Source organism: Streptomyces sp. L-9-10 (assembly GCF_004151105.1).
Classification (GTDB): Bacteria; Actinomycetota; Actinomycetes; order Streptomycetales; family Streptomycetaceae; genus Streptomyces.
The window spans coordinates 1-23,864 of the sequence record NZ_PHRF01000074.1; the positions used below are offsets into that span (position 1 = coordinate 1).

Annotated in this window: 20 protein-coding genes and 4 tRNA genes; 12 read left to right on the forward strand and 12 right to left on the reverse strand. The window is 70.0% G+C overall.

Translation table 11 applies throughout. The features are described from left to right. The first annotated feature begins 282 nt into the window (after nt 1-282). The 3 genes from CU044_RS19020 to CU044_RS19030 all read left to right on the forward strand — a co-directional run bounded on the left by CU044_RS19020 (nt 283) and on the right by CU044_RS19030 (nt 5,309). On the forward strand, nt 283-2,307 hold the full coding sequence (locus CU044_RS19020) for a hypothetical protein (protein ID WP_129769928.1): 2,025 nt from the start codon (nt 283-285) through the stop codon (nt 2,305-2,307). 321 nt (nt 2,308-2,628) lie between these two features. After that, nucleotides 2,629-4,143: a N,N-dimethylformamidase beta subunit family domain-containing protein gene (locus CU044_RS19025; RefSeq protein WP_129769929.1), complete on the forward strand. Its 1,515-nt coding sequence runs from the start codon at nt 2,629-2,631 to the stop codon at nt 4,141-4,143. A gap of 266 nt (nt 4,144-4,409) precedes the next feature. Beyond that, the gene (locus CU044_RS19030) at nt 4,410-5,309 is read left to right on the forward strand and encodes a phosphoribosylaminoimidazolesuccinocarboxamide synthase (RefSeq protein ID WP_129769930.1); all 900 of its coding nucleotides are present in this window, start codon (nt 4,410-4,412) and stop codon (nt 5,307-5,309) included. 114 nt (nt 5,310-5,423) lie between these two features. On the opposite strand, the gene CU044_RS19035 is transcribed toward CU044_RS19030, so the two are convergent. From CU044_RS19035 to CU044_RS19070, 8 genes are all read right to left on the reverse strand, one after another. Then, nucleotides 5,424-5,496, reverse strand: a tRNA-Gly gene (locus CU044_RS19035). A 22-nt stretch (nt 5,497-5,518) separates the two neighbouring features. Further along, entirely contained in the window at nt 5,519-6,130 is a 612-nt protein-coding gene (locus CU044_RS19040) for a response regulator transcription factor (RefSeq protein ID WP_129769931.1), read from the reverse strand. A 4-nt stretch (nt 6,131-6,134) separates the two neighbouring features. Further along, nucleotides 6,135-7,631, reverse strand: coding sequence for a histidine kinase (locus tag CU044_RS19045; RefSeq protein WP_240045690.1), 1,497 nt, complete (start codon nt 7,629-7,631; stop codon nt 6,135-6,137). A 39-nt stretch (nt 7,632-7,670) separates the two neighbouring features. Continuing rightward, complete coding sequence (locus tag CU044_RS19050) at nt 7,671-8,495, reverse strand: ABC transporter permease (RefSeq protein WP_129769932.1); 825 nt, start codon at nt 8,493-8,495, stop codon at nt 7,671-7,673. After that, nucleotides 8,492-9,472 carry an ABC transporter ATP-binding protein gene (locus tag CU044_RS19055; RefSeq protein ID WP_165371939.1) on the reverse strand — a complete coding sequence of 327 codons (981 nt, stop codon included), beginning with the start codon at nt 9,470-9,472 and terminating at the stop codon, nt 8,492-8,494. Before CU044_RS19055 ends, CU044_RS19050 begins: the two co-directional genes overlap by 4 nt. Before the next feature lie 345 nt (nt 9,473-9,817). Further along, nucleotides 9,818-9,890: transfer RNA gene (locus CU044_RS19060), tRNA-Gly, on the reverse strand. 89 nt (nt 9,891-9,979) lie between these two features. Beyond that, nucleotides 9,980-10,051: transfer RNA gene (locus tag CU044_RS19065), tRNA-Gly, on the reverse strand. 174 nt (nt 10,052-10,225) lie between these two features. Beyond that, complete coding sequence (locus tag CU044_RS19070) at nt 10,226-10,561, reverse strand: Lsr2 family protein (protein ID WP_129769933.1); 336 nt, start codon at nt 10,559-10,561, stop codon at nt 10,226-10,228. 376 nt (nt 10,562-10,937) lie between these two features. Here CU044_RS19070 and purS point away from each other — a divergent pair, with 376 nt between their 5' ends. The 7 genes from purS (at nt 10,938) to purM (ending at nt 19,191) form a co-directional block, all read left to right on the forward strand. After that, the gene (purS, locus tag CU044_RS19075) at nt 10,938-11,222 is read left to right on the forward strand and encodes a phosphoribosylformylglycinamidine synthase subunit PurS (protein WP_129769934.1); all 285 of its coding nucleotides are present in this window, start codon (nt 10,938-10,940) and stop codon (nt 11,220-11,222) included. Then, entirely contained in the window at nt 11,219-11,899 is a 681-nt protein-coding gene (purQ, locus tag CU044_RS19080) for a phosphoribosylformylglycinamidine synthase subunit PurQ (RefSeq protein WP_129769935.1), read from the forward strand. Before purS ends, purQ begins: the two co-directional genes overlap by 4 nt. Continuing rightward, the gene (purL, locus tag CU044_RS19085; protein WP_129769936.1) at nt 11,899-14,157 is read left to right on the forward strand and encodes a phosphoribosylformylglycinamidine synthase subunit PurL; all 2,259 of its coding nucleotides are present in this window, start codon (nt 11,899-11,901) and stop codon (nt 14,155-14,157) included. The genes purQ and purL overlap by 1 nt, the downstream gene beginning before the upstream one ends. Nucleotides 14,158-14,700: 543 nt before the next feature. Then, nucleotides 14,701-15,504, forward strand: a complete 804-nt coding sequence (locus tag CU044_RS19090) for a maleylpyruvate isomerase family mycothiol-dependent enzyme (protein ID WP_129769937.1) — start codon at nt 14,701-14,703, stop codon at nt 15,502-15,504. Then, entirely contained in the window at nt 15,501-16,448 is a 948-nt protein-coding gene (locus CU044_RS19095; protein WP_345790138.1) for an META domain-containing protein, read from the forward strand. Before CU044_RS19090 ends, CU044_RS19095 begins: the two co-directional genes overlap by 4 nt. Before the next feature lie 73 nt (nt 16,449-16,521). Next, nucleotides 16,522-18,048, forward strand: coding sequence for an amidophosphoribosyltransferase (gene purF / locus CU044_RS19100; protein ID WP_129769938.1), 1,527 nt, complete (start codon nt 16,522-16,524; stop codon nt 18,046-18,048). Between the two features lie 72 nt (nt 18,049-18,120). Further along, a complete protein-coding gene (gene purM / locus CU044_RS19105) occupies nt 18,121-19,191 on the forward strand; it encodes a phosphoribosylformylglycinamidine cyclo-ligase (RefSeq protein ID WP_129769939.1) in 1,071 nt (356 codons plus the stop codon). Between the two features lie 187 nt (nt 19,192-19,378). On the opposite strand, the gene CU044_RS19110 is transcribed toward purM, so the two are convergent. Both CU044_RS19110 and CU044_RS19115 read right to left on the reverse strand, forming a co-directional pair. Beyond that, on the reverse strand, nt 19,379-19,630 hold the full coding sequence (locus CU044_RS19110) for a DUF3073 domain-containing protein (RefSeq protein ID WP_129769940.1): 252 nt from the start codon (nt 19,628-19,630) through the stop codon (nt 19,379-19,381). Between the two features lie 302 nt (nt 19,631-19,932). Beyond that, nucleotides 19,933-21,033: an amino acid dehydrogenase gene (locus tag CU044_RS19115; protein ID WP_129769941.1), complete on the reverse strand. Its 1,101-nt coding sequence runs from the start codon at nt 21,031-21,033 to the stop codon at nt 19,933-19,935. A 188-nt stretch (nt 21,034-21,221) separates the two neighbouring features. On the opposite strand from CU044_RS19115, the gene CU044_RS19120 reads away from it, so the two are divergent. Together CU044_RS19120 and bldC are read left to right on the forward strand one after the other, a co-directional pair. After that, nucleotides 21,222-22,094, forward strand: a complete 873-nt coding sequence (locus tag CU044_RS19120; RefSeq protein WP_129769942.1) for a hypothetical protein — start codon at nt 21,222-21,224, stop codon at nt 22,092-22,094. Between the two features lie 590 nt (nt 22,095-22,684). Further along, nucleotides 22,685-22,891, forward strand: coding sequence for a developmental transcriptional regulator BldC (gene bldC / locus CU044_RS19130; RefSeq protein ID WP_003949541.1), 207 nt, complete (start codon nt 22,685-22,687; stop codon nt 22,889-22,891). A 393-nt stretch (nt 22,892-23,284) separates the two neighbouring features. On the opposite strand, the gene CU044_RS19135 is transcribed toward bldC, so the two are convergent. Together CU044_RS19135 and CU044_RS19140 are read right to left on the reverse strand one after the other, a co-directional pair. Beyond that, the gene (locus CU044_RS19135; RefSeq protein WP_129769944.1) at nt 23,285-23,515 is read right to left on the reverse strand and encodes a DUF6274 family protein; all 231 of its coding nucleotides are present in this window, start codon (nt 23,513-23,515) and stop codon (nt 23,285-23,287) included. Between the two features lie 246 nt (nt 23,516-23,761). Next, a tRNA-Asp gene (locus tag CU044_RS19140) sits at nt 23,762-23,836 on the reverse strand. Nucleotides 23,837-23,864: the final 28 nt, after the last annotated feature.

Genomic DNA, 23,864 nt, shown 5'->3' on the forward strand with positions numbered 1-23,864 from the left:
CACCCCACCTCCGGACTCCGCCCCCGCCCCGGCTCGCCCGGGGCGGGGGCGGAGCTGTCACACCGCACCCGTCGCCGTATCCCCCTCGCGTCAGCAGCTTTACCCAAAGCCATTCCATCGAGTGACCGTTGGGCCATCCGGATGACGGGTCTCCAGGGTCCAACTAGGGTGCGGCGCAGGCGTTCCGGCACTTGGCCCACCGGCATTGCGATGTCAGTGCCGGGTGCCACAGTGGGGGAGTGAGCAACGCAGGCCGCAGGGCAGAGGGGGTGAGGTCCGACCATGTCCGGTTCCGGTATCGGTGAGGAGATGGGTGCTCAGGGCGCCCGTGTACGGGCTCTCGCGGTGCTGCGCATCCGCAGCAGGGCGCTGGGCGTGGCGGTGCTGCCCGCCGCCGTCGCCGTCGTCCTGCTCGTCGGCGGGGCCACGGGCCGCATCAGCGGCGGAGGCTGGGACATCGCGCGCTGGGCCGTGACGGGCGTGGCACTGATCGTGTTGCTGCTCGCGGGCGCCGTCGCCGCCGTGGTCGCCCGCGCCAGGCCCGCGCTCAGCCCGACCGTCCCGGTCAGCGAGAAGGCCGCCCCCGATCTCTACCGGCTGGTGCGCGATCTCGCGGAGCGGCTCGACGTGCCCGCGCCCTCCGCCATAGCGCTGACCCCGGACTGCGACAGCTGGCTGGAGGACCGTACGCATCCGGCGCAGGCCGAGGCACTCTCGGGTACGCACTCGGACGCATATACGCACCCGCGCGCGCTGTCCGGCTTCGGCGGCGGCCGTCGCCGCGCCGCCCGGCGGATCGCCGCCGCCCCCGTCCTCGTGATCGGTTCGCCCTTCCTGTGGTGGATGCGGGTCGCCGAGCTGCGGGCCGTGCTCGCCCCTGTCGTGGCGGGTACGGGACCTTCGGCGCATCCGGACATAGCCGCAGCCCGCCGGTTCGTCCGGGGGCTGGACGCGGCGGTCGCCGTCGCGTCCCGGCCTGGCCTGGGACCGATACGCCGGGTGGCGCTGGGCTTTGTCGGCCAGGTCGCCAAGCTGCTGCTGCGCGGCTGCGGCGAGCATGCCGCGCTGATGGAGCGCGGTGTCGCGGCGGCCGCCTCCGAGCGCGCACAGGCGGTGGACTACGGTCTGCGGATCGTCGCCCAGGAGCAGGTGGGCCTCGCGTACGCGGGCTGGGACCGGCTGCTGACCAGGGTCGCGCTGCCCGCGTGGCGCATGGGCCGCTGGCCGTCCCGGCTGGACGCCGGCGTGGTGTCCGCGCTCACGGAGCTGTCCCGTCGCGACCGCCTCGCCGAGGGTTTCACGTCCCGGCTCGGCGAGCGCCCCGCCTGCGATCTGCTCGAAGAACCGGGCGTGGTCGACGAGGCGGCCTCTCTGCTGGCCGCCCGGCTCTTCCACGGTGGCCCGGCCGAGGCGGGCCCGGACTGGTCCCCGGTGGACTGGCAGCAGTATCCGGAGGAGGTCGTCGACCGTAAGTGGCGTACGGAAGCGGCGCGGCTGCACCGCGTCCTCGACGCCATGGGCGTACGGCGCTCCGCCGACCCCGCAGGCTCCGCCCTGACGCCCGGCCCGACCCTGGAACGGGTCATCGACCATCTGTCCCGGCACGACGCCGGGACAGGCGTCACCGGCAGTACCCGTCATGTCAGTGGCGGCAGTGGCGGCAGTGGCGGCAGCGGATGCGGTGGCTCCAGCGGCACCAGTCCCGTCAAAAGCGCGAGTGAGGGCGGCAAGACCAGCGGGACCGGTGAGGCCAACGAAACCGGCAAGACCAGCAGCGAGGCCAACGAGACGAGTAAGACCCACGAGCCGAGCAAGACCGAGGAGCCGAGCAAGGCCAACGAGACGAGCAAGCCGAGCAAGACGAGTAAGCCGAGCAGGATCAGCGAGACGAACAAGATCAACGAGGCCATTGAGGCGGGCGACGCCCTGGCCGCGGGCATCAGCGCCGAGCTGGCCCGCGAGGAGGCCGCGGCGGCCCCGGCCGTCCCGGCCGAGGCCGCGAGCGACGCTGTCGCGCTCTGGGGCACCGATCCGCTGCCCCTCTTCCCGCTCCAGCCGCCCCGCAGCGGCCGTGAGCTGCTCGCCGACCATGTCACGGCGATGGTCTGCTGCTCCGCCGTCGATACAGCGGGTGCCGTGCCCGGCCTGGACTGGCTCGACGGCCCGGCCCTCCTGATCGACGGCGAGCGCCGCGCGGATCTGGGCGGGCGCGTCCTCAGCCTGGTCGAGGGCGGCGACGCCGAGCCGCTCCGTTCCTGGCTGACGTCGCTCGGCGTACGGGCCGAGAAGCCCGTGCGCCTCGTGTGAGCCCCGCCATATAACGCCACATACCGCCCGGCGCCGCCCACCGCCGACCGGCGGTGGGCCCGGTAGCGCCCCGCCGACCGCGACAGCGGACCACCCCTTATCACACCGTGAATCCTGATTGTCGCGTTCCTTTAAGGTTAATTCGCAACGAACGGTGACGGAGTGCGTGCGTAATGTGATGTGCTGGGGGTCGCCGCTTACACCCGACCGCTTCACCGGCCGGATAAACGGTCGTATCACCGGCGCGTCGGTGCTCGCGTCGGCGCATCTGTCAACGGTCGTGCCACCTGATGGCGCGGGGGCTCGGAGGAGGGGCGCACCATGGGGGCGGACCAGATCCGGCGGTGGGAATCGGGTGCGCTCGCCCACGCGGTCAGCGATCCCTTCGGCCAGGGCCCGCTGCCCTGGCTGCGCGGCAGCGAGAACTACTTCGACGACACCGGCCATGTCGTGCCCTGGTACGCCGATCCGCATCTGGGCGGCGGCGGTCAGGGCAACCACGCCGGTTACGGGCACGGACACGGGCACGGACACCACGGCGGCAGCGGTGGCACCCGTACCGCCGACGACGTACGACGCCAGATCAAGGGCTTCGCGTCCACCGGCGCCGTCGCTCCCGGCGAGGCCATCGACTTCCATGTCACCGTCGACCCGCCCCAGCAGTTCTCGGTCGACATCTATCGGATCGGGCACTACGGCGGCGACGGCGCCCGCAAGATCATCACCAGTCCCCGGCTCTCCGGGATCGTCCAGCCGCCCCCGCTCGCCGCCGACCGGACCGTCTCCTGCCATCACTGGTGGCTGTCCTGGCGGCTCCAGATCCCGGACTTCTGGGCTCTCGGTGCCTATGTCGCCGTCCTCACGACAGCCGACGGCTACCGCTCCCACATCCCCTTCACCGTCCGCGACAGCCACCCCGCCGATCTGCTCCTGCTCCTCCCCGACATCACCTGGCAGGCCTACAACCTCTATCCCGAGGACGGCCACACCGGCGCCAGCCTCTACCACGCGTGGGACGAGCAGGGCCGGCTCCTCGGCGAACAGGACGCCGCCATGACGGTCTCCTTCGACCGCCCCTACGCGGGCGCGGGGCTGCCCCTCCATGTCGGTCACGCATACGACTTCATCCGCTGGGCCGAGCGGTACGGCTACGACCTCGCCTACGCCGACACCCGCGATCTGCACGCGGGCCGCGTCGACCCCAGCCGCTACCGGGGCCTGGTCTTCCCCGGCCATGACGAGTACTGGTCCGTCCCCATGCGCCGGACCGTCGAGGCCGCGCGCGACGGCGGTACCTCACTCGTCTTCCTCTCCGCCAACACCATGTACTGGCAGGTGGAGTTGGGCCCCTCGGCCTCCGGTGTCCCCGACCGTCTGCTCACCTGCCGCAAGCGCCGTGGTCCGGGCCGCCCCGCGCTCTGGCGCGAGGTGGACCGGCCGGAGCAGGAGCTGCTCGGCATCCAGTACGCGGGCCGGGTCCCCGAGCCGCGCCCCCTGGTCGTACGGAACGCCGATCACTGGCTCTGGGAAGCCACCGGCGCGACGGAGGGCGACGAGATCGAGGGCCTGGTCGCGGGTGAGGCGGACCGTTACTTCCCGCGTACCGCCCTCCCCGAGCACCAGGACCGGATCCTGCTCGCGCACTCCCCGTACCGCGATCTCGACAACAGCCGGCGCCACCAGGAGACCTCGCTCTACCGCGCTCCGTCCGGCGCGCTCGTCTTCGCGTCGGGCACCTTCGCCTGGTCCCCGGCGCTGGACCGGCCGGGCCATGTCGATCCCCGCATCCAGCGCGCGACCGCCAACCTCCTGGACCGGATCTGCAAGCGGGACTGAACGCCGGGCGTGAGCGCGGGAACCAACGCAAGGACCGAACGCCGGGACCGACCGAGCGCCGGAGCCGGCGCCGGGCCTGAGCGCCGGAAACCGAGCGCAAGGCTGGGGCGCCGGGCCCGAGCGCCGCCCACCCGTTCCCGTCCCCCCCGTCGGACCGGATCCATGAGCCGTCCGAACGGCGCGCGGCACCCCTGAGAGCTGGGACTTCCGGCATACGGGAGAATCGAGGCGATCTCTCAGATCGGACAGAACCACGGGGAGGAACCGTGTCCGGATTCGTAGAAAAGCCCGAGCCCGAAGAGGTGCCGGGTCTGGTGCACATCCACACCGGCAAGGTGCGGGATCTGTACCGGAACGAGGCGGGCGACCTCGTGATGGTCGCCAGTGACCGTTTGTCCGCGTACGACTGGGTGCTGCCCACCGAAATCCCCGACAAGGGCCGGGTCCTCACCCAGCTCTCGCTCTGGTGGTTCGAGAAGCTCGTCGACCTCGTGCCCAATCATGTGATCTCGACCGACCTCCCCGCGGGCGCCCCCGCCGACTGGGCCGGCCGCACCCTCGTCTGCCGGTCGCTCCGGATGATCCCCGTGGAGTGCGTCGCCCGTGGCTATCTGACCGGCTCGGGTCTCGCGGAGTACAAGGAGTCCCGTACCGTCTGCGGGCTCGCGCTCCCCGAGGGCCTCATGGACGGCTCCGAGCTGCCCGGCCCGATCTTCACGCCCGCCACCAAGGCGGCCGTCGGCGACCACGACGAGAACGTCCCGTACGAAGAAGTGGCCCGCCAGGTCGGCGCGGAGACCGCGGCCCTGCTCCGCCGTACGACCCTCGACGTCTACGGCCGGGCCCGGGACATCGCCCGCGAACGGGGCATCATCCTCGCCGACACCAAGTTCGAGTTCGGCTTCGACGGCGAGCGGCTGGTGATCGCCGACGAGGTGCTGACCCCCGACTCCTCGCGTTTCTGGCCGGTCGCCGGCTGGGAGCCGGGCCGTCCGCAGCCGTCGTACGACAAGCAGTACGTCCGCGACTGGCTGACCTCGCCGGCCTCCGGCTGGGACCGCCGGAGCGAGCAGCCGCCGCCCCCGCTGCCGCAGGAGATCGTCGACGCGACCCGCGCGAAGTACGTGGAGGCGTACGAACTGCTCACCGGCCTCGGCTGGCGGTAAACGCCTACGAGCAGCAGCCGGAACCGGCACGCACGGCCGGCAGGCACGGCCGATACGCACGGCCGGAACACCAAGAAGCCCCCCGACCGATCCGGCCGGGGGGCTTCTACGCTGAGCGGACGACCAGGTTCGAACTGGCGACCTCAACCTTGGCAAGGTTGCGCTCTACCAACTGAGCTACGTCCGCATGCGCCGTGGCGCGGAGACCACTATACCCAACCTCGCTCGCGGGCGAGACGCACTGCCGTATGCCGGTTCTCCGCCCCCAGTTTGGAGGCCGCCGACGACAGATAGTTCCGCACGGTCCCCTGCGACAGCGACGCCCGCTCCGCGACCTCCGCGATCGGCGCCCCGTCCGCCGCCAGCTCCAGGACCTCGGCCTCGCGCGCGGTCAGCGGCGAGTCCCCGGCCGAGATCGCGTCCGCCGCCAACTCGGGGTCGACGAAACGGTTCCCGGCGTGGACGGTACGGATGATCTCGGCGAGCTGTCGCGCGCTCACCGTCTTCGGGACGAAGCCCCGCACGCCCGCCGCCAGCGCCCGCTTCAGATGGCCGGGCCGGCCGTGGCTCGTCACGATCATCGTGCGGCAGCCGGGCAGTTCGGTACGGAGCGATGTGGCGACTTTCACACCGTCCGCGCCCGGCATCTGGAGATCCAGCACGGCCACATCGGGCCGGTGGGCCCGTGCCATCGCCAGGGCTTCGGGCCCGGAGGCCGCCTCGGCGACCACGATCAGATCGTCTTCGAGCGCGAGCAGTGCGGCGAGCGCGCCGCGGATCAAATGCTCATCGTCGGCGAGCAGTACGCGAACAGGACTCATACCGCTACTTCCTCGCCGTCCGGGTCTCGTCGGCTTCATCAGTCACGTCAGTCACACCGGTCACGTCGGTGTCATCGGCGTCATCGGCAGCGCCGCCCGCGTCGCCCGCGTCGGAGAAGGGGCGGTCACGACCGGTGTCCGCCCGTGGCAGCGGCAGCGGCACCCGTGCCGTCAGCAGGAAGCAGCCGTCCCCGGTGCTTCCCGCCTCAAGGGTCCCGTCCAGCGCGGCCAGCCTCTCCCGCAGTCCGGCCAGCCCGGAGCCCGTCCCCGACAGTCCGGAGTCCTTCCCGGCCGGCCCGGAGCCCGTCCCGGCCCGCGTACCGGCACCGGCGGCCGGCACCCCGTCGTTCTCCACGGTCAGCACCGCCTCCCGGCTGCCCGACCCCCCGGCCGGCCTTCCACCGGCCTCCGACCCATTGACCCCCGACCCATCGACCCCCGACCCGTCGTCCGCCGACCCTCCGGTCTGCGACAGCCGTACGGTGCACCGCCGGGCGTCCCCGTGCCGCAGCACATTCGTCGTCGCTTCCCGTACCACCCACCCGAGAGCCGACTGGACCTCGGCGGACAGCCCGCCGACATCGCCCCCCTTGATCCGGCAGTCGATGCCCGCCGCCTTCAACACCCCCCGGGCTCCTTCCAGTTCGGTGTGCAGATCCGCTTCCCGGTAGCCGCGTACGACCTCCCGTACCTCCCGCTGCGACTCCTGCGCGATCTGCTGCACTTCGGTCATCTGGGCCACCGCCCCCGGCCGGTCGCGCTCGGCCAGCTGGACCGCCAGCTCGCTCTTCAGCGCGATCACCGCGAGGTTGCGGCCCATGACATCGTGCAGATCGCGCCCGAAACGCAGCCGCTCCTCCGCGATCGCGAGCCGCGTATGCAGCTCGCGCGCCTCGCTCAGTTCCCAGACGACGTTGACCAGCCAGGCCGAGAAGACACAGGAGAAGCCGAGAGACGAACCCGTGGCGAGGACGGCGACCCCGTTCGCGGCGGCGTTGTACCACTCCAGCCCGAACAGCAGACTGAAGGCCGTCGTACCGGCCCCCGCACCGAGCACGGCGTACACCCTCCGCGCCGTCGTGCGCAGTCCGAGAGTGATCGCCGCCAGACCGAAGCCGGCGAACCCCACCAGCAGAAACGCGTAAGCCGTGTCCTGTGGAATCGAGCCGGTACTCCCCAGCACGAGCAGGGTGATGATGCCTCCGCCCGTCAGCGCGGAAACGCCCAGAACCAGCCGTACAGGCTGCTCACGCCGGCCCAGGCGCCAGTCCATGGCCGTGGACAGCAGCACGCCCGTCACCGCGGAGTGCGCCATGACGAGCAGGAACAGCCAGCTGCCCCGCTGTCCTCCGCCCCCGGCGAAGAGCTGCGGAATGCCGATCGCGCCGACCTCGACGATCGTGAAGCCATGGAACGTCCAGCGGGTGTAGAGCTCGACCTTGGCCATGTTGCTCCTGGCCGGCTTGCTCCAGCCGTGCCACCAGCCCGTCAGTCTGGACATCGCGCCCTTCCTCGGTGTCCTGGTGCCTGTGTCCGCGTCTCAGCGACGAGGCTCCCAGCGGAACCATCGCTGTACAGCAAACACTGAGAGGATGGTCCAAACCAAGGCGCTCAGCGCCGCGCCGAGCAGGTCGTACGCTTCCGTCCCGCCGAGCCAGCCCGCCCGGATCAGCGTGATGGTCCCGGTCATCGGCAGCAGCTCGCAGATGGAGGCGATCCGTTCGGGCAGCGCCTCCAGCGGTATGAACAGCCCCGAGCCGACCACCGAGATCATGAACAGCGGCATGCTGGTGATCTGGGCGCTCTCGACGGTACGGGTGAAGGCGGAGGTCACCGCCGCCATCGCGCTGAGCAGCACCAGCCCGAGCAGCAGTCCGCCCACCAGCACCACCGGCTGCTGCGGCGCGCGTACGTCGAGGAACGCGACCGCGGCGGCGATCATCACGGCGGACTGCGCGAACGCCAGGCCGGCCGACGGCAGCGCGGTGCCGATCAGGATCTCCCGGTCGGACGCCTCCATCGTGCGGAGCCGCTTGAGCACCAGTTCCTCGCGGCGCGCGGTGTACGCGGCGGTGAGGCTGCTGTAGACCGCCATGATCAGCACCATGCCGATGCCGCCGGTCATCGACGCCTCGATGACGCTGATCCCGGTGTCGCCGAGGTCGATCCTGCCGAGCGATTCCTTGATCGCGACGATCATCCCCAGCGGCACGAGCAAGGCGGTGAACAGCGCCGTCCTGTTCCGTACGAGCAGCGAGAACTCGGCCCGGCCGAGCGCCTTGAGGCGGTCTCCGGTCGTGGTCGTCCGTACGTCGGTCTCCCCGCTCCGCGGGATCTCGGTCTTCTGCCGGCTCACCGTGCTCATCGTGCGTCCACCGTTCCGGCCGTTTCCACTGTTCCCGCCGCTCCCGCTCCCGCCGCTCCCGCCGCTCCCGCCGTTTCCGCGGTCCGGGCCGCGATGTCGAGAAAGGCCTCCTCAAGGGAGGCGGACCGCGCGTCCAGCGCCCCCAGCTCCACGCCCGAGTCCTCGGCCCACCGGAGGAGTTCGCTCAGATCCCGCTGGAGCCGCTGCGTACGGATCTCCACCGCCTGTCCGTTCGCCGCCGCCCGCAGGGACAGCGGGAGCCGTCCGGCGGGGACGTTCTGGGGCAGCACGAAGCGGATCCGGGCCGGGCGGGTGGCGGTCACCTCGGCCGGGGTGCCGGTGACATCGATCCGGCCCTGGTGCATGATCGCCAGCCGGTCGGCGAGGGTCTCGGCCTCCTCCAGATAGTGCGTGGTCAGCAGCACGGTCGTGCCGCCGTCCCGCAGCTCCCTGATCAACTCCCAGGTGTCGCGCCGCCCTTCGGCGTCCAGCCCGGTCGTCGGCTCGTCGAGGAAGAGCACCTCGGGCCGGCCGAGCAGCGCGAGCGCCAGATCCAGGCGCCGCTTCTCCCCGCCGGAGAGCTGCTTGACGCGTACGCCGGAGCGCTTGGTGAGCCCCACCAGGTCCAGCGCCTCCGGGGTCGGCCGTGCCCCGCTGGTGCAGCCGGCGCACATCCCCACGGTCTCGGCGACCGTCAGATCGGACGGGAAGCCGCCCTCCTGGAGCATCATTCCCATCCGGGGCCGGACGGCCGTCCGCTTGGTGTACGGATCATGTCCGAACACCCGGACCGTGCCGCCGCTGGGTCTCGCGAGGCCCTCCAGCATTTCGAGGGTGGATGTCTTGCCCGCGCCGTTCGTGCCCAGCAGGGCGAACAGCTCGCCCCGCGCCACGGAGAAGGAGACACCGTCCACCGCTGTGAAGCCACCGGCGTACGTACGCCTCAGCTCTTCCACCTCGATTACCGCGTCGTTCATCATGCCTTCGAGGTTTCCGTCGGACCGGTGTGGTCGGCAGTGCGCGGTGTCATCGCGGCGGATGACATTTGTCATCGACCGCTGGGCACGTACGGGGCTCGCGCCGCGCACGCGCCGGACATACGCCGGGGCACGCCCCGGGCCAGCCGTGGCGCGCCCCCCACCGGATAGATGCCCCGCGATACGTGCCCCGCGATACGTGCCCCGCGATACGTGCCCCGCGATATGTCCCCGGGACACGTGCCCCGGGATACGCGCCCCTGGGATAGGCACCCGGGATACGCATCCGGGATACGAGATATACGAAGAAGGCCCCGGTCGAAGTGACCGGGGCCTTCATTTCTGAGCGGACGACCAGGTTCGAACTGGCGACCTCAACCTTGGCAAGGTTGCGCTCTACCAACTGAGCTACGTCCGCAGTGCGTCGGAAGCCCGACGCGAGCACCACTCTACCTGATCCAAAAGAGCCACTGGACCACCGGCCCACTGGACCGGAGAGCGACGCGGAGCGGGTGACAGGAATTGCACACTGCGCCTCCCCCTTGGAAAGGGGGCGTTCTACTACTGAACTACACCCGCACGCTGCTTGGGGTTTGGCCTTTCGGCCTTGCCCCTCGGCGTGGTCCAAACTCTAGCCGATCAATGGGGGTGCTGTGCAACTCGGTGCGCCGCGGGGCGCACTGTCCGCGGGACCGGGCCGCGCCGGGCCCGCGGAGCCGCCGCACCGAACCCGCGGTGCCGGGTGGCGCGGCCTCAACTCGCCTCGCGGAACGCCTCGTACACCCGCTTGGGGATCCGGCCCCGGGCCGGCACCTCCATCTTGTGGGACTGCGCCCAGGCGCGGACCGCCGCCGGGTCGGGCGCGAGGGCGGTGTGCCGGTAGGTGGTGCGAGACTTGCCGTGCTTGCTGGCGTTTGTCTGCTTTCGGCCTGCGGCCATGAACGGGGCCAGGGCCTTGCGCAGTTTCTTTGCATTGGCGGGATTGAGGTCGATCTCGTACGTCTTCCCGTCGAGGCCGAACGTGACCGTTTCCGCCGCTTCTCCTCCGTCGATGTCGTCGGAGAGCGTGACCACTACGCGCTGCGCCACGGATATCGGTCCTTTCCTGCGGTACCGCCCGCGCCCGTCACCTGCTGGAAACGGGGCTGACGTGCGGCGATACCGGCCTTCCGGCTGTTATGGGGCAATGCTGCTTTCTTCCGTATTCCTTTGTACAGCGGCAAGCGTCGCATTGTGAAGCCCAGCCAATTGCATCAGCGTGTCCCGAGGCAATGGTGGGGTGTGACTTTTTCCCTGGATTTTTCCCGCCGTCGCCGGGGCCGAAATCACGGCGTGATCTGCGAAACGGCATATCTACCCGCGTAGATCTTGCGGCCGGGTACGCTGAGAGTGCTCGGGGGGTCTGGGGGATTCCCTGGAGAAGACAGCAGCGAGAACCAGCCGCACCACACCACCGGGAGTGCCAGTGGCACGCGTCGTAGTCGACGTCATGCTCAAGCCGGAGATCCTCGACCCGCAGGGCCAGGCGGTGCAGCGTGCACTGCCCCGCCTGGGTTTCGAGGGGATCGCCGACGTCCGCCAGGGAAAGCGCTTCGAGCTCGAGGTGGCGGGGCCGGTCGACGACGCCGCCCTCGCCCGTATCCACGAGATGGCCGAGACGTTCCTCGCCAACACCGTCATCGAGGACTTCATCGTGAAGGTCGAGTCCGAGAAGGCCGGGAGCGCGGAGAAGGCCGAGGGGCCGAAGTGACTTCCCGTATCGGAGTCGTCACCTTCCCCGGCACGCTCGACGACCGCGACAGTCTGCGCGCCGTGCGGATCGCCGGGGCCGAGCCCGTCTCCCTCTGGCACCGCGACAAGGACCTCAAGCAGGTCGACGCCGTCGTGCTGGCCGGTGGCTTCAGCTACGGCGACTATCTGCGGGCCGGTGCCATCTCCCGGTTCTCCCCGGTGATGGAGACGGTCGTCGAGCAGGCGAAGGCCGGTCTGCCGGTCCTCGGTATCTGCAACGGCTTCCAGATCCTCACCGAGTCACATCTGCTGCCCGGCGCGATGCTCAGGAACAACCACCTGCACTTCATCTGCCGCGACCAGAAGCTGCGGGTGGAGACCACGGACACCGCCTGGACCGCCGATTACGAGGCCGGCCAGGAGATCTCCGTACCCCTCAAGAACATCGACGGCCGGTACGTCGCCGACGAGCGCACGCTCGACGAGCTGGAGGCCGAGGGCAGGGTCGCCTTCCGCTACCTGGACGGCAACCCCAACGGTTCGCTGCGCGACATCGCCGGAGTCACCAACGCGGCGGGCAATGTCGTCGGCCTGATGCCGCATCCCGAGCACGCCGTGGAGCCGCTGATCGGTACGGGCCGTACCGACGGCCTGGGATTCTTCACCTCGATCCTGAAGAAGCTGGTAAGCGCCTGATGACCATCAAGACCCTCGACACGGTCAAGCACGCGAGCGGCACGCCCGAGGCCGAGCAGCCCTGGAAGGACCTCGGCCTCAAGGAGGACGAGTACGCCCGGATCCGCGAGATCCTGGAGCGCCGTCCCACCGGTGCCGAGCTGGCCATGTACTCCGTCATGTGGTCGGAGCACTGCTCGTACAAGAGCAGCAAGGTGCACCTCAGGCAGTTCGGCGAGAAGGCTCCGGCCAACGACGCCATGCTCGTCGGCATCGGCGAGAACGCGGGCGTCGTGGACGTCGGCCAGGGGTACGCGGTCACGTTCAAGGTCGAGTCCCACAACCACCCGTCGTACATCGAGCCCTACCAGGGCGCGGCCACCGGCGTCGGCGGCATCGTGCGCGACATCCTCGCCATGGGCGCCCGCCCGGTCGCCGTCGTGGACCCGCTCCGCTTCGGCGCCGCCGACCATCCCGACACCAAGCGCGTCCTGCCGGGTGTCGTCGCGGGCATCGGCGGCTACGGCAACTGCCTGGGCCTGCCGAACATCGGCGGCGAGGTCGTCTTCGACGCCTGCTACCAGGGCAACCCGCTGGTCAACGCCGGCTGTATCGGCGTGATGAAGCACGAGGACATCCACCTCGCGAAGGCGTCGGGCCCTGGCAACAAGGTGATCCTGTACGGCGCCCGCACCGGCGGCGACGGCATCGGCGGCGTGTCCGTCCTCGCCTCCGAGACCTTCGAGTCGACCGGGCCCGCCAAGCGCCCCGCCGTCCAGGTCGGCGACCCGTTCCAGGAGAAGCTCCTCATCGAGTGCACCCTGGAGATCTTCCGGGAGAAGCTCGTCGCCGGTATCCAGGACCTCGGCGGCGCCGGGCTCTCCTGCGCCACCAGCGAGCTGGCGTCCGCCGGTTCCGGCGGGATGCGGGTCGAGCTGGACACCGTGCCGCTGCGTGACGCGACCCTCTCGCCCGAGGAGATCCTCATGAGCGAGTCGCAGGAGCGCATGTGCGCGGTGGTCGAGCCCGACAAGGTCGCCCGCTTCATGGAGATCTGCGAGAAGTGGGACGTCATCGCCACCGTCATCGGTGAGGTGACCGAGGGCGAGCGCCTGGAGATCTTCTGGCACGGCGAGCAGATCGTCGACGTACCGCCGCGCTCGGTGGCCCATGACGGCCCGGTCTACCACCGGCCGTACGCGCGCCCCGACTGGCAGGACGCCCTCCAGGCGGACGACGCCAACAAGCTGGCACGCCCCGCGACCTCCGCCGAGCTGAGGGAGCAGGTCCTGCGACTGATCGCGTCGCCGAACCAGGCGTCCAAGGCGTGGATCACCGACCAGTACGACCGGTTCGTGCAGGGCAACACCGTCCTCGCGCAGCCCGAGGACGCCGGAATGGTCCGGATCGACGAGGAGTCGAACCTCGGCGTGGCGATGGCGACCGACGGCAACGGCCGGTACGCGAAGCTCGACCCGTACACGGGCGCGCAGCTCGCGCTGGCGGAGGCGTACCGCAATGTCGCCGCCTCCGGTGCCAGGCCGCTCGCCATCTCCGACTGCCTGAACTTCGGCTCGCCCGAGGACCCGGCGGTCATGTGGCAGTTCGCCGAGGCCACGCGCGGTCTGGCGGACGGCTGCCTCCAGCTGGGCACCCCCGTCACCGGCGGCAATGTCTCGCTCTACAACCAGACCGGTGAGACGGCCATCCACCCGACGCCGGTCGTCGCGGTGCTCGGTGTGATCGACGACGTCAACCGCCGTACGCCGATCGCGTTCAAGGAAGAGGGCCAGCTCCTCTATCTGCTGGGCGAGACGCGCGAGGAGTTCGGCGGCTCGGCCTGGTCGCAGGTCGTCCACGACCATCTCGGCGGGCTGCCGCCGGCCGTGGACCTGGACCGGGAGAAGCTGCTCGGCGAGATCCTGATCTCGGCGTCCCGCGACGGGATGATCGACGCGGCGCACGATCTGAGCGACGGCGGTCTGATCCAGGCGGTCACCGAGTCCTGCCTGCGCGGCGGGAACGGCGCCCGGCTGGTCGTGCCGGACGGTCTGGACGCGTTCACGTTCCTGTTCAGCGAGTCCGCCGGGCGCGCGGTCGTCTCCGTACCGCGCAGCGAGGAGCTCCGTTTCACCGACATGTGCGGTGCGCGCGGGCTGCCCGTGACCCGGATCGGGGTCGTGGACGGCGAGGCGGTCGAGATCCAGGGCGAGTTCAGCGTGGAGCTGGCCGAGCTGAAGGACGCCCACGAGGGCACGATCCCCGCGCTGCTGGCCTGAGGTCCGTCACCGGCTGAAGGTCCGTACCCGGCTGAACGCGGTCACGCGACGATGAGCCCCCGCCCGGTCTCCACCGGACGGGGGCTCCGTCGTGCTGCGGGCATCAGGCCATTGCCGGGGAAAGTGGCGTCCGACCGCGCGTTCCTCATCTCCGCGCGAAATTCCCCGACCTGGTCGCGTATGCGGATTCATGCGCTCTCCGCACCGGTGAAAGGGGCGGTTTTTCCGCTGGGACAAGGCGTTCCCGGGAAGAAGCCCTCCTCCGTACGGAAGCGCTTCCCGTGCCCTCTGAGCAGGGATGACTCTCGATCTCGGCCTCGGTGCCCCGCCTTTGGCGGAGCGCGGCGGTGAAGCGGGCTTCTCTCCGCGCGTTTCTCGCGCGGGAAAGGCCCGGAATTCCATGGGGCGTTGGGTTCTTCACCATTCCGGAGGCCCGGCCGAATGGTGCGCGGACGGAACCGGTGCGTTCACTTCGCGCCAGTCATGGCCGGAGACGCGTACGGACCCCGGCGGCCGGCCGGGGGCCGCGCATATGCTCGCGCCATGCCACCGGCCAAGAAGCGTCTGCGCAGCTACGACTCCGCCAAGATCCGGACCGCCGTCCTGACCCAGTTCGGGACCGTGCGCGAGGCAGTCGCCCGGCTCACCCCCGAGCAGCTCGCGCTGCCCACGGCGCTCGGCGACTGGACGGTCCGCGAGCTGGCCGCGCATCTCAGCATGGCCGTCGAGTCCGTCAACCGCTATCTCGAACAGCCCGAGCACCCCGGCCCGCCGCCCGGCCCCGTGGCCGTCCTGCCCGAGTGGCCGTTCACGACCGCGGCCCACGCCCCGGCGATCTCCGAGGACATCCGCGCGCTCGCCGCGTCCGCCACCCCCGACGAGCTGTTCGAGCGGGCCGGGACCCGGATCGCCGCGCTGCTGCCGGGCGCCTCCGACGACCGGCTGCTGGCGACCAGGATCGGTGCCATACGCCTCGGGGACTATCTGGTCACCCGGACCGTCGAGCTGATCGTCCACACCGACGACCTGAACCGGGCGGCCGGGCTGAGCGTCCCGTACGAGCGGCAGGCGCTCGCCGCCTGTACGCGGCTGCTCGCCGACGCCCTCGCCGTGAAGGCGCCCGGGGCCTCGACCGAGGTGCGGATCCCGCCGTACGCGGTGGTGCAGTGCGTGGAGGGTCCCCGGCACACCCGCGGTACGCCGCCGAACGTCGTGGAGACCGATCCGCTGACCTGGGTCAGGCTCGCCACCGGACGGACGACCTGGCGCGAGGCGCTGGACGCGGCGCGGGTCGGCGCCAGTGGCGAACGCGCGGATCTGGCCGGGCTGCTGCCGCTCATGGGGTGACGGAACCCCGCCGCACGGGCGACATCGGAAGAACCGCGGAACCGGAGTCCGGCCCGCTCCGTCCCACCGGTATGCCGAAGCAGCGGATCACCACAGTCACTACTGTCACAGCCGTCACTACCGTCGCTCTGCTCACACTGGCCGCCTGCGGTACGGAGTCCGGCAAGGGCTCGGGATCGGGCGCCGGCGCGGGCTCCGGCGGCGAGGTACGGACCGAGACCGCCCTCACCGATGTGCGCTGGAACGTCGCCAGCGTGACGGTCGGCGGCAAGAAGACCGCCGCCCCCGCCGGTGCCAGCGTGCAGATCGACTCCCAGGGCCGGGCCAGCGCGAAGACGGGCTGCAACTCCATCGGCGCGGAGGTCACCGTCGAGGGCGACACCGTCACCGTGGGCAAGAAGCAGACCACGCTGATCGGGTGTCCGAAGGAGCTGGAGACCTTCGAGAAGGCGCTCGACGGCGCCTTCTCCGGCAAGCTCAAGGCCACCGTCCAGGACAAACGGCTCACGCTCACCACCGCCGACGGCGACGCGATCGCCCTGACCTCCGAGCCCCCCGCCCCCCTCGTGGGCACCGAGTGGACCGTCGACGCGCTGGCCCAGGGCGCCACCGCGACCTCCCTGCCCAAGGGGACGGACGGCAAGGCGCACTTCACGTTCCGTAAGGACGGCAAGGGCCTGTCCATGGAGGGCAGTCTCGGCTGCAACACCTTCAGCGCGCCCGCGCGGCTCTCCGAGTCCGCGTCCGACTCCGCGGCCACCGTCACGATCGGCCGGGTCAGCTCCACCCGCAAGCTCTGCCCGGGGCCCGAAATGACCCTGGAACGCCAGGTACAGAAGGTGCTGGAGGGCAAGGTCTCCTATGAGCTGCGTCACCGCGGGCTGAGCCTCACGTCCGCCGACGGCCAGGGACTGAGCGCCACCGCGCCCGCTCCGGGGAAGTAGTCGGAGGACCGGCGGGGGGCCGGTCCGCATCCCCAATTCGGACCAGTGGTCGATCTCGCCTACACTCGGTGGCGTGCCTCGTGGTGATGGACGACTCAACCACGACCTGCTCCCCGGAGAGAAAGGCCCCCAGGACGCTTGTGGCGTCTTCGGAGTCTGGGCCCCGGGCGAAGAGGTCGCCAAGCTCACCTATTTCGGACTGTATGCCCTGCAGCACCGTGGACAGGAGTCCGCGGGCATCGCAGTGAGCAATGGGTCCCAGATCCTGGTTTTCAAGGACATGGGCCTCGTCTCACAGGTCTTCGACGAAACCTCCCTCAGCTCACTCCTCGGCCATATCGCCGTGGGCCATGCCCGCTACTCCACCACCGGTGCCTCGGTGTGGGAGAACGCGCAGCCGACCTTCCGGGCCACGGGCCATGGCTCCATCGCGCTCGGCCACAACGGCAATCTGGTCAATACCGCCCAGCTCGCCGAGATGGTCGCCGATCTGCCCAAGGAGAACGGCCGGACGACCCGCGTCGCCGCCACCAACGACACCGACCTGGTCACGGCACTGCTCGCCAGCCAGGTCGACGAGGACGGCAAGCCCCTCACGGTCGAGGAAGCCGCCGCCAAGGTGCTGCCCGACGTCAAGGGCGCCTTCTCGTTCGTCTTCATGGACGAGCACACGCTCTACGCCGCCCGTGACCCCCAGGGCATCCGCCCGCTGGTCCTCGGCCGGCTGGAACGTGGCTGGGTCGTCGCCTCCGAGGGCGCCGCTCTCGACATCTGCGGCGCCTCGTACGTCCGGGAGATCGAGCCCGGCGAGCTGATCGCCATCGACGAGAACGGCCTCCGTTCGCAGCGATTCGCGGAAGCGAAGCCCAAGGGCTGTGTCTTCGAGTACGTTTATCTGGCCCGTCCCGATACGGACATCGCCGGGCGGAACGTCTATCTGTCCCGCGTCGAAATGGGGCGGAAACTCGCCAAGGAAGCTCCGGTCGAGGCGGATCTGGTCATAGCGACCCCGGAGTCCGGCACGCCGGCCGCGATCGGTTACGCGGAGGCCAGCGGCATCCCGTACGGCTCGGGCCTGGTCAAGAACGCCTATGTCGGCCGGACCTTCATCCAGCCGTCCCAGACCATCCGCCAGCTGGGCATCCGCCTCAAGCTGAACCCGCTGAAGGAAGTCATCCGGGGCAAGCGCCTGGTGGTCGTCGACGACTCGATCGTCCGCGGCAACACCCAGCGCGCCCTGGTCAAGATGCTCCGTGAGGCGGGCGCCGCCGAGGTCCACATCCGGATCTCGTCGCCGCCGGTGAAGTGGCCGTGCTTCTTCGGGATAGATTTCGCCACCCGCGCCGAGCTGATCGCCAACGGCATGACGGTGGAGGAGATCGGCGTCTCCATGGGAGCCGACTCCCTCGCGTACATCTCGCTCGACGGGATGATCGAGGCGACGACCATCGCCAAGCCGAATCTCTGCCGTGCCTGCTTCGACGGCGAGTACCCGATGGATCTTCCCGACCCCGAGCTGCTCGGCAAGCAGCTGCTGGAGACCGAGCTGGCGGCGGGACCTGCCAATACCGCCGCCACGGACGCGCTCCGCCGCCCGTAGCCGCCCGCGTCCTCCCCGCCCGTGACCGTCCGTCCCTCCGACGACCGCAAGACGACAGGAAAGTACCCAGCCATGTCCGAAACGACTACTGGTGCCAGCTATGCCGCCGCGGGCGTCGACATCGAAGCCGGTGACCGCGCGGTCGAGCTGATGAAGGAGTGGGTGAAGAAGACCCGGCGCCCCGAGGTCCTCGGCGGCCTCGGCGGCTTCGCCGGCCTCTTCGACGCCTCCGCCCTCAAGCGCTACGAGCGCCCGCTGCTCGCCTCCGCCACCGACGGGGTCGGTACGAAGGTCGACCTCGCCCGCAAGATGGGCGTGTACGACACGATCGGTCACGATCTGGTCGGCATGGTCGTCGACGACCTGGTGGTCTGCGGCGCCGAGCCCCTCTTCATGACCGACTACATCTGTGTCGGCAAGGTCCACCCCGAGCGGGTCGCCGCCATCGTCAAGGGCATCGCCGAAGGCTGTGTGCTGGCCGGCTGCGCCCTGGTCGGCGGCGAGACCGCCGAGCACCCCGGACTGCTCGGCGAGGACGACTTCGACGTCGCCGGCGCCGGTACGGGCGTGGTCGAGGCGGACCGGCTGCTCGGCGCGGATCGTATCCGTACGGGTGACGCGGTGATCGCCATGGCGTCCTCCGGTCTTCACTCCAACGGGTACTCGCTGGTCCGGCACGTGGTCTTCGACCGGGCCGGCTGGTCGCTGGACCGCGAGGTCGCGGAGTTCGGCCGCACTTTGGGCGAAGAACTGCTCGAACCCACCAAGATCTACTCACTGGACTGCCTGGCGCTCGCCAGGACCACCGAGGTACACGCGTTCAGCCACATCACCGGCGGCGGTCTGGCGGCCAATCTGGCCCGGGTGATCCCGGACGGACTGCACGCCACGGTGGACCGCTCGACCTGGACGCCCGGCGCGGTCTTCGACGTCGTCGGCACGGCGGGCCGGGTGGAGCGCCTGGAGCTGGAGAAGACGCTGAACATGGGCGTGGGCATGATGGCGGTCGTCCCGCGGGAGTCGGCCGACGCCGCGCTCACCACGCTCGCCGACCGGGGAGTGGACGCCTGGATCGCCGGAGAGATCACCGAGCGGGCCGGCCACGCCACGGGAGCCACGCTGACCGGCGACTACGCGGGCTGAGCGCGGCGAAGATCCGCCCCGTCCAGGGGCCGCCCCGGCACCGCCGGAGGCCCCGTGGACAGGGCGGACACGGCGGACAGGCGAAAAGCGGACAGGGGAAAAGCGGACAGCACAGAACCCGGTCCCGGACTACCGCCCAGGACCGGGCAATGAGCTACTGCTCGGGGTATATCGACGTATACGGACGTCAAGCGCCGCGGCGCTGCGTCGAGGGTCCGGACTCGTCGTCCTCGTCCTCGTCGTCGTTGTACCGATCCGCGTACTTCGCGTACGGGTCATCTTCCTCGTCGTCATCCTCGAACGGCTCCGCGTTCGGTGGTTGACTTGAAGGCGATGCGCCCAGCTCGTTGGCCAGACGCGACAGGTCAGTCCCGCCGCTGTTGTACTTCAGCTGGCGGGCGACCTTCGTCTGCTTGGCCTTGGCCCGGCCGCGCCCCATGGCTCGACCCCCTCGGTGACGGGGCTCGACGGCCCCAGAGTCTTGACACGCGTTCATGAATCAGAACGAGCTCTCCGCGGAGAGACCCGTCCGTAGGGCTTCAACGGTACCTGCTTCCGCGGCCATACGGTACGCCGCCCGCATGACGCGCCCCGGCGCAGGACCAACGAGATGCCCCGTCCTCGCTGGTCAGCTGCGATTTTAACCTCTTCTTGAGGGGCGACCCGCCGACCGGCGTGAGTCTGGTCTCCCGAACGGTCCCCCGCACGGTCCACCGGGCATCACGCCGGCCTCGCGCAGGGTCAGGGACGGCGGGCTTCCGCCATCTTGTGCTCGGCGATCCTGTCCGCCGCCGCGGCCGGCGGAATACCGTCTTCCTTCGCACGTGCGAATATCGCCAGCGTGGTGTCGAAGATCTTCGCGGCCTTCGCGTGGCAGCGGTCGAAGTCGAACCCGTTCAGTTCGTCGGCGACCTGGATCACCCCGCCGGCGTTCACCACGTAGTCCGGCGCGTAGAGGATCCCGCGGTCCGCGAGGTCCTTCTCGACGCCGGGGTGGGCGAGCTGGTTGTTGGCCGCTCCGCACACCACGGCCGCGGTGAGCACGGGTACCGACTCGTCGTTCAGCGCGCCGCCGAGGGCGCACGGGGCGTAGATGTCCATGCCCGCGGTAAGGATCAGCGCGTCGTTGTCGGAGACGACGGCGACCTGCGGGTACTGGTCGGTGACGCGGGTGACCGACTCTTCCCGTACGTCCGTGATGACGACCTGGGCGCCGTCCTGGAGCAGATGCTCCACCAGCAGCCGCCCGACCTTGCCGACGCCCGCGATCCCGACCGTACGGCCGCGCAGCGACGGGTCGCCCCACTGGTGCCGCGCGCTCGCCCGCATGCCCTGGAAGACCCCGAAGGCCGTCAGGACCGACGAGTCGCCCGCGCCGCCGTTCTCCGGCGACCGTCCCGTGGTCCACCGGCACTCCCGCGCCACGACGTCCATGTCCGCGACGTACGTGCCGACGTCGCAGGCGGTGACGTACCGGCCGCCGAGCGAGGCCACGGCCCGGCCGTAGGCGAGCAGCAGTTCGGTGCGCCGGGCGCCCTCGAACTGCGCGGAGTCCCCGATGATCACGGCCTTGCCGCCGCCGTGGCCGAGCCCGGCCATGGCGTTCTTGTACGACATGCCCCGCGAGAGGTTCAGCGCGTCGGCGACGGCCTCTTCCTCGGACGCGTAGGCGTGGAAACGAGTACCGCCCAGGGCGGGGCCCAGGGCGGTCGAATGAATGGCGATCACGGCCTTGAGGCCGCTGGCACGGTCCTGGCAGAGCACGACTTGCTCGTGGCCTCCCTGCTCCGAACGGAACAAGGTGTGCAGTGCGTCGACAGGAGCGCCGGTCACATCGGTCACTGTGGTGACTCCCAAGTAAGAAACGGCGGTGGGAAGGCCCCTCCCATGGGTTGGGGGAGGGCCTGATGGAGCGGTTGTGCGGGTGAGGCGGTCGAGCAAGCAAGAGCGTAATTCCTGTGGGGGCGCAGATCAGCCGCAGTGCTGAGGATCACCCCCTTGTGGGGTAAGGACATGGGACGATGCGCCGCATGCCGGCGGTGTCTTCAATTCTCGTCCCTTACGCGTCCTACCTGCGGGTCTACGAGCCGCTGGCGGCCTTCGCGGAGCCCGAACGCGGCCATTGGCGCCGTTACGCCGCCCGGGACGGTACGCCGACCGCACAGGACGAACTACGGCGCTCCCTGGCCGACTTGCTGCCCACCCCGCCGGTGCCGGTGCCCGTGCACGAGAGCGCGGACGCCTTCATCGCGGAGGTGGACGGCGTGGTGTGCGTCTGTCCGTGGCGGACCCGGCTGCGCGGCTGGCTGGCCCTGGAGGAGCTGGGGGAGCTGCTGCCCGTACCGCTGCTGGACGCGGTGCTGCCGCCGGTGGTGCGCGGGCAGGCGGCGAAGGACTACGAGCGCTGGCGGGACCGCAACCCGGACGCCCGGCCGTGGATCCGGACGGCGGTCTGGCAGGTGCCGGTGCGCTGGTTCACGCTTTTCTCCGACGACGAGCGCACTTTTGAGCCAGGTGCGGCCGAGGGAGCCGAGGGGGCCGACGCGGGCGGGGCCAAAGCGCGGATGCTGCGTTACCGGACCCCGATGGTGCAGGCCCGGCGCCGGCTGGCCCGTTCGCTGAAGACCCTGCGGGACGCCGTGGACGACGGTCCGCTGGTCGAGGGACTGGTGGACGTGGGGCGCTGGCTGGAGGAGTTCCACCCGCGCTCACTGGTCGAACTGGACTACGGCGGCCTGGTGCACGTACTGTCCTGCGCTCAGCTCGCCGAGGACCACTCGGCGGCCGATGTGGCGGCGGCGATCACGGCGCTGCGGGACGGGGACGACGAGGGTGCCGGGGAGGCGTACGGGCGGCTCATGGAGCGGTGGCGGGCGGTCCGGGACCGTCAGTTCGCGAACTGAGTTCATACTCTGTCTCACTCACCGACTCAAACGGGGCGGAGAGTGGCGGGCGGGGAGCCTCGGTCGGCGAGCGCGCGGAGCGGCATCCGAAACGGGCGCCGAAACGGGCAGTGCCCGGCTCTTTACGGGCAGTGAGCCGGGCCTAGGGCAGAGGTCCCGATCCGGGCCTTTGTCTCAAGCGTGACGGACCGCACTAACGGGGCTCTTGCGCCCATCACCCACCCTCGTGTCAAAATAGGACAAGGAGTCCGGGGAGGGTTCCTTCCGTCCAAGTGTGGGCGGAACGCTCAGCATTGCACTCTATGCGGGGGATCTGTTGACTCCTGATCGCTCTGTGACTGATCGTATCTGTGACGTGACTGTCCGCTATGGCATGGTCCATCGGCTTCCGCCACTGATGGGCACCTCAGAGGGCAATTCCATCGGTTTGGCCGACGTGGCTGGACGGATGGTGTAGTTGTAGTGCCGAGGACAAGCCGTTCGTCCTATAACCGACTCGGCCCGCGTCCGCCATTTCGGGCAACGCGGGTCAAGGTGCAGAATTTAGAGGAAAGAACCGAGATGGTTCGGTTCTCCCGAGGAGGCCGCTCATGACCGCTCGCACCCCTGATGCCGAGCCGCTGCTGACCCCGGCTGAGGTTGCCACGATGTTCCGCGTGGACCCGAAGACGGTCACGCGCTGGGCAAAAGCCGGCAAGCTCACGTCCATCCGCACGCTCGGTGGGCATCGCCGGTATCGCGAGGCAGAGGTCCGCGCACTGCTTGCGGGTATTCCGCAGCAGCGCAGCGAGGCCTGAACACCCCAGTAAGGCTCATTAGGGCTCAACTACAAGCAGGGCACAGCCGGGTCCCCCAAACTCGGTCGTCCCGACCCATAGCTCCACACGACGGGCGCCTGCCCCAACAGGCCCCATGCCCTCGCAACACGGGTAAGTCGTCGATCGCGCTGGACTCCGCCGGGTCCAGCGCGATCTTTTTTGTGCGCCGGGGAAGCGGCGTCCCCGCCCTGTTGGGGCACTGTGCGAGGGCTGTCGGAGAGGCTCCGGGAGTGGGTCGGGAGAGGGTGCAATTGCACATATTAAATTGGTGCGTTGTAGGTGGGGTGTAAGCGCCGTCATTCCAGAAACTCATTCGGTGACTAGCGTCACACCGCGAAAGGCTTGCCAACAGCGGGCGTGCTACGGAATGGATCAAGGGCAGTCGGCGGGGCACGGAGCGGAGGTGGCTTGACCCTCCGCTAACTCCCCGTCCAGGAAGCAGTCTTCGAGGAACAGGTCGTCGCCCACCGAGGGCTCCATGGCGAGCCGCTGGAGGCGATGACAGATCGGGCAGTACCCCGTGCGATGCGGGTGGCCGGACGCGGCCGCCAGATGGGCGCGCAGCAGGGCGCGAGTCTCGTGCTTCGTCTTCGATGTCGTCACGCACACCACCCCCGGTGCGGGCCCGTGGATGCGATGAGCGTGGGGCCCTTCTGCTTAGGTACCCCCGGCCGTTGGCGCCGTCAAGGAGCTGCGGCCCAGGTCCGGCCGATTTGGGTACGCCATTACTGCCGCGTGACCACCGCGTCGACGGCGCTTGCCGTATGCAATGGGGTCACCTGTGACGGGGAACAACGGGGGACGACGAAAGAGCCCGCATCCGATGGGATGCGGGCTCTTCCTCTGCTGCGGTCCTGACGGGATTTGAACCCGCGGCCTCCACCTTGACAGGGTGGCGAGCACTCCAAACTGCTCCACAGGACCAGGTTTCGCGGCCCCGTAGCGGCGGCTG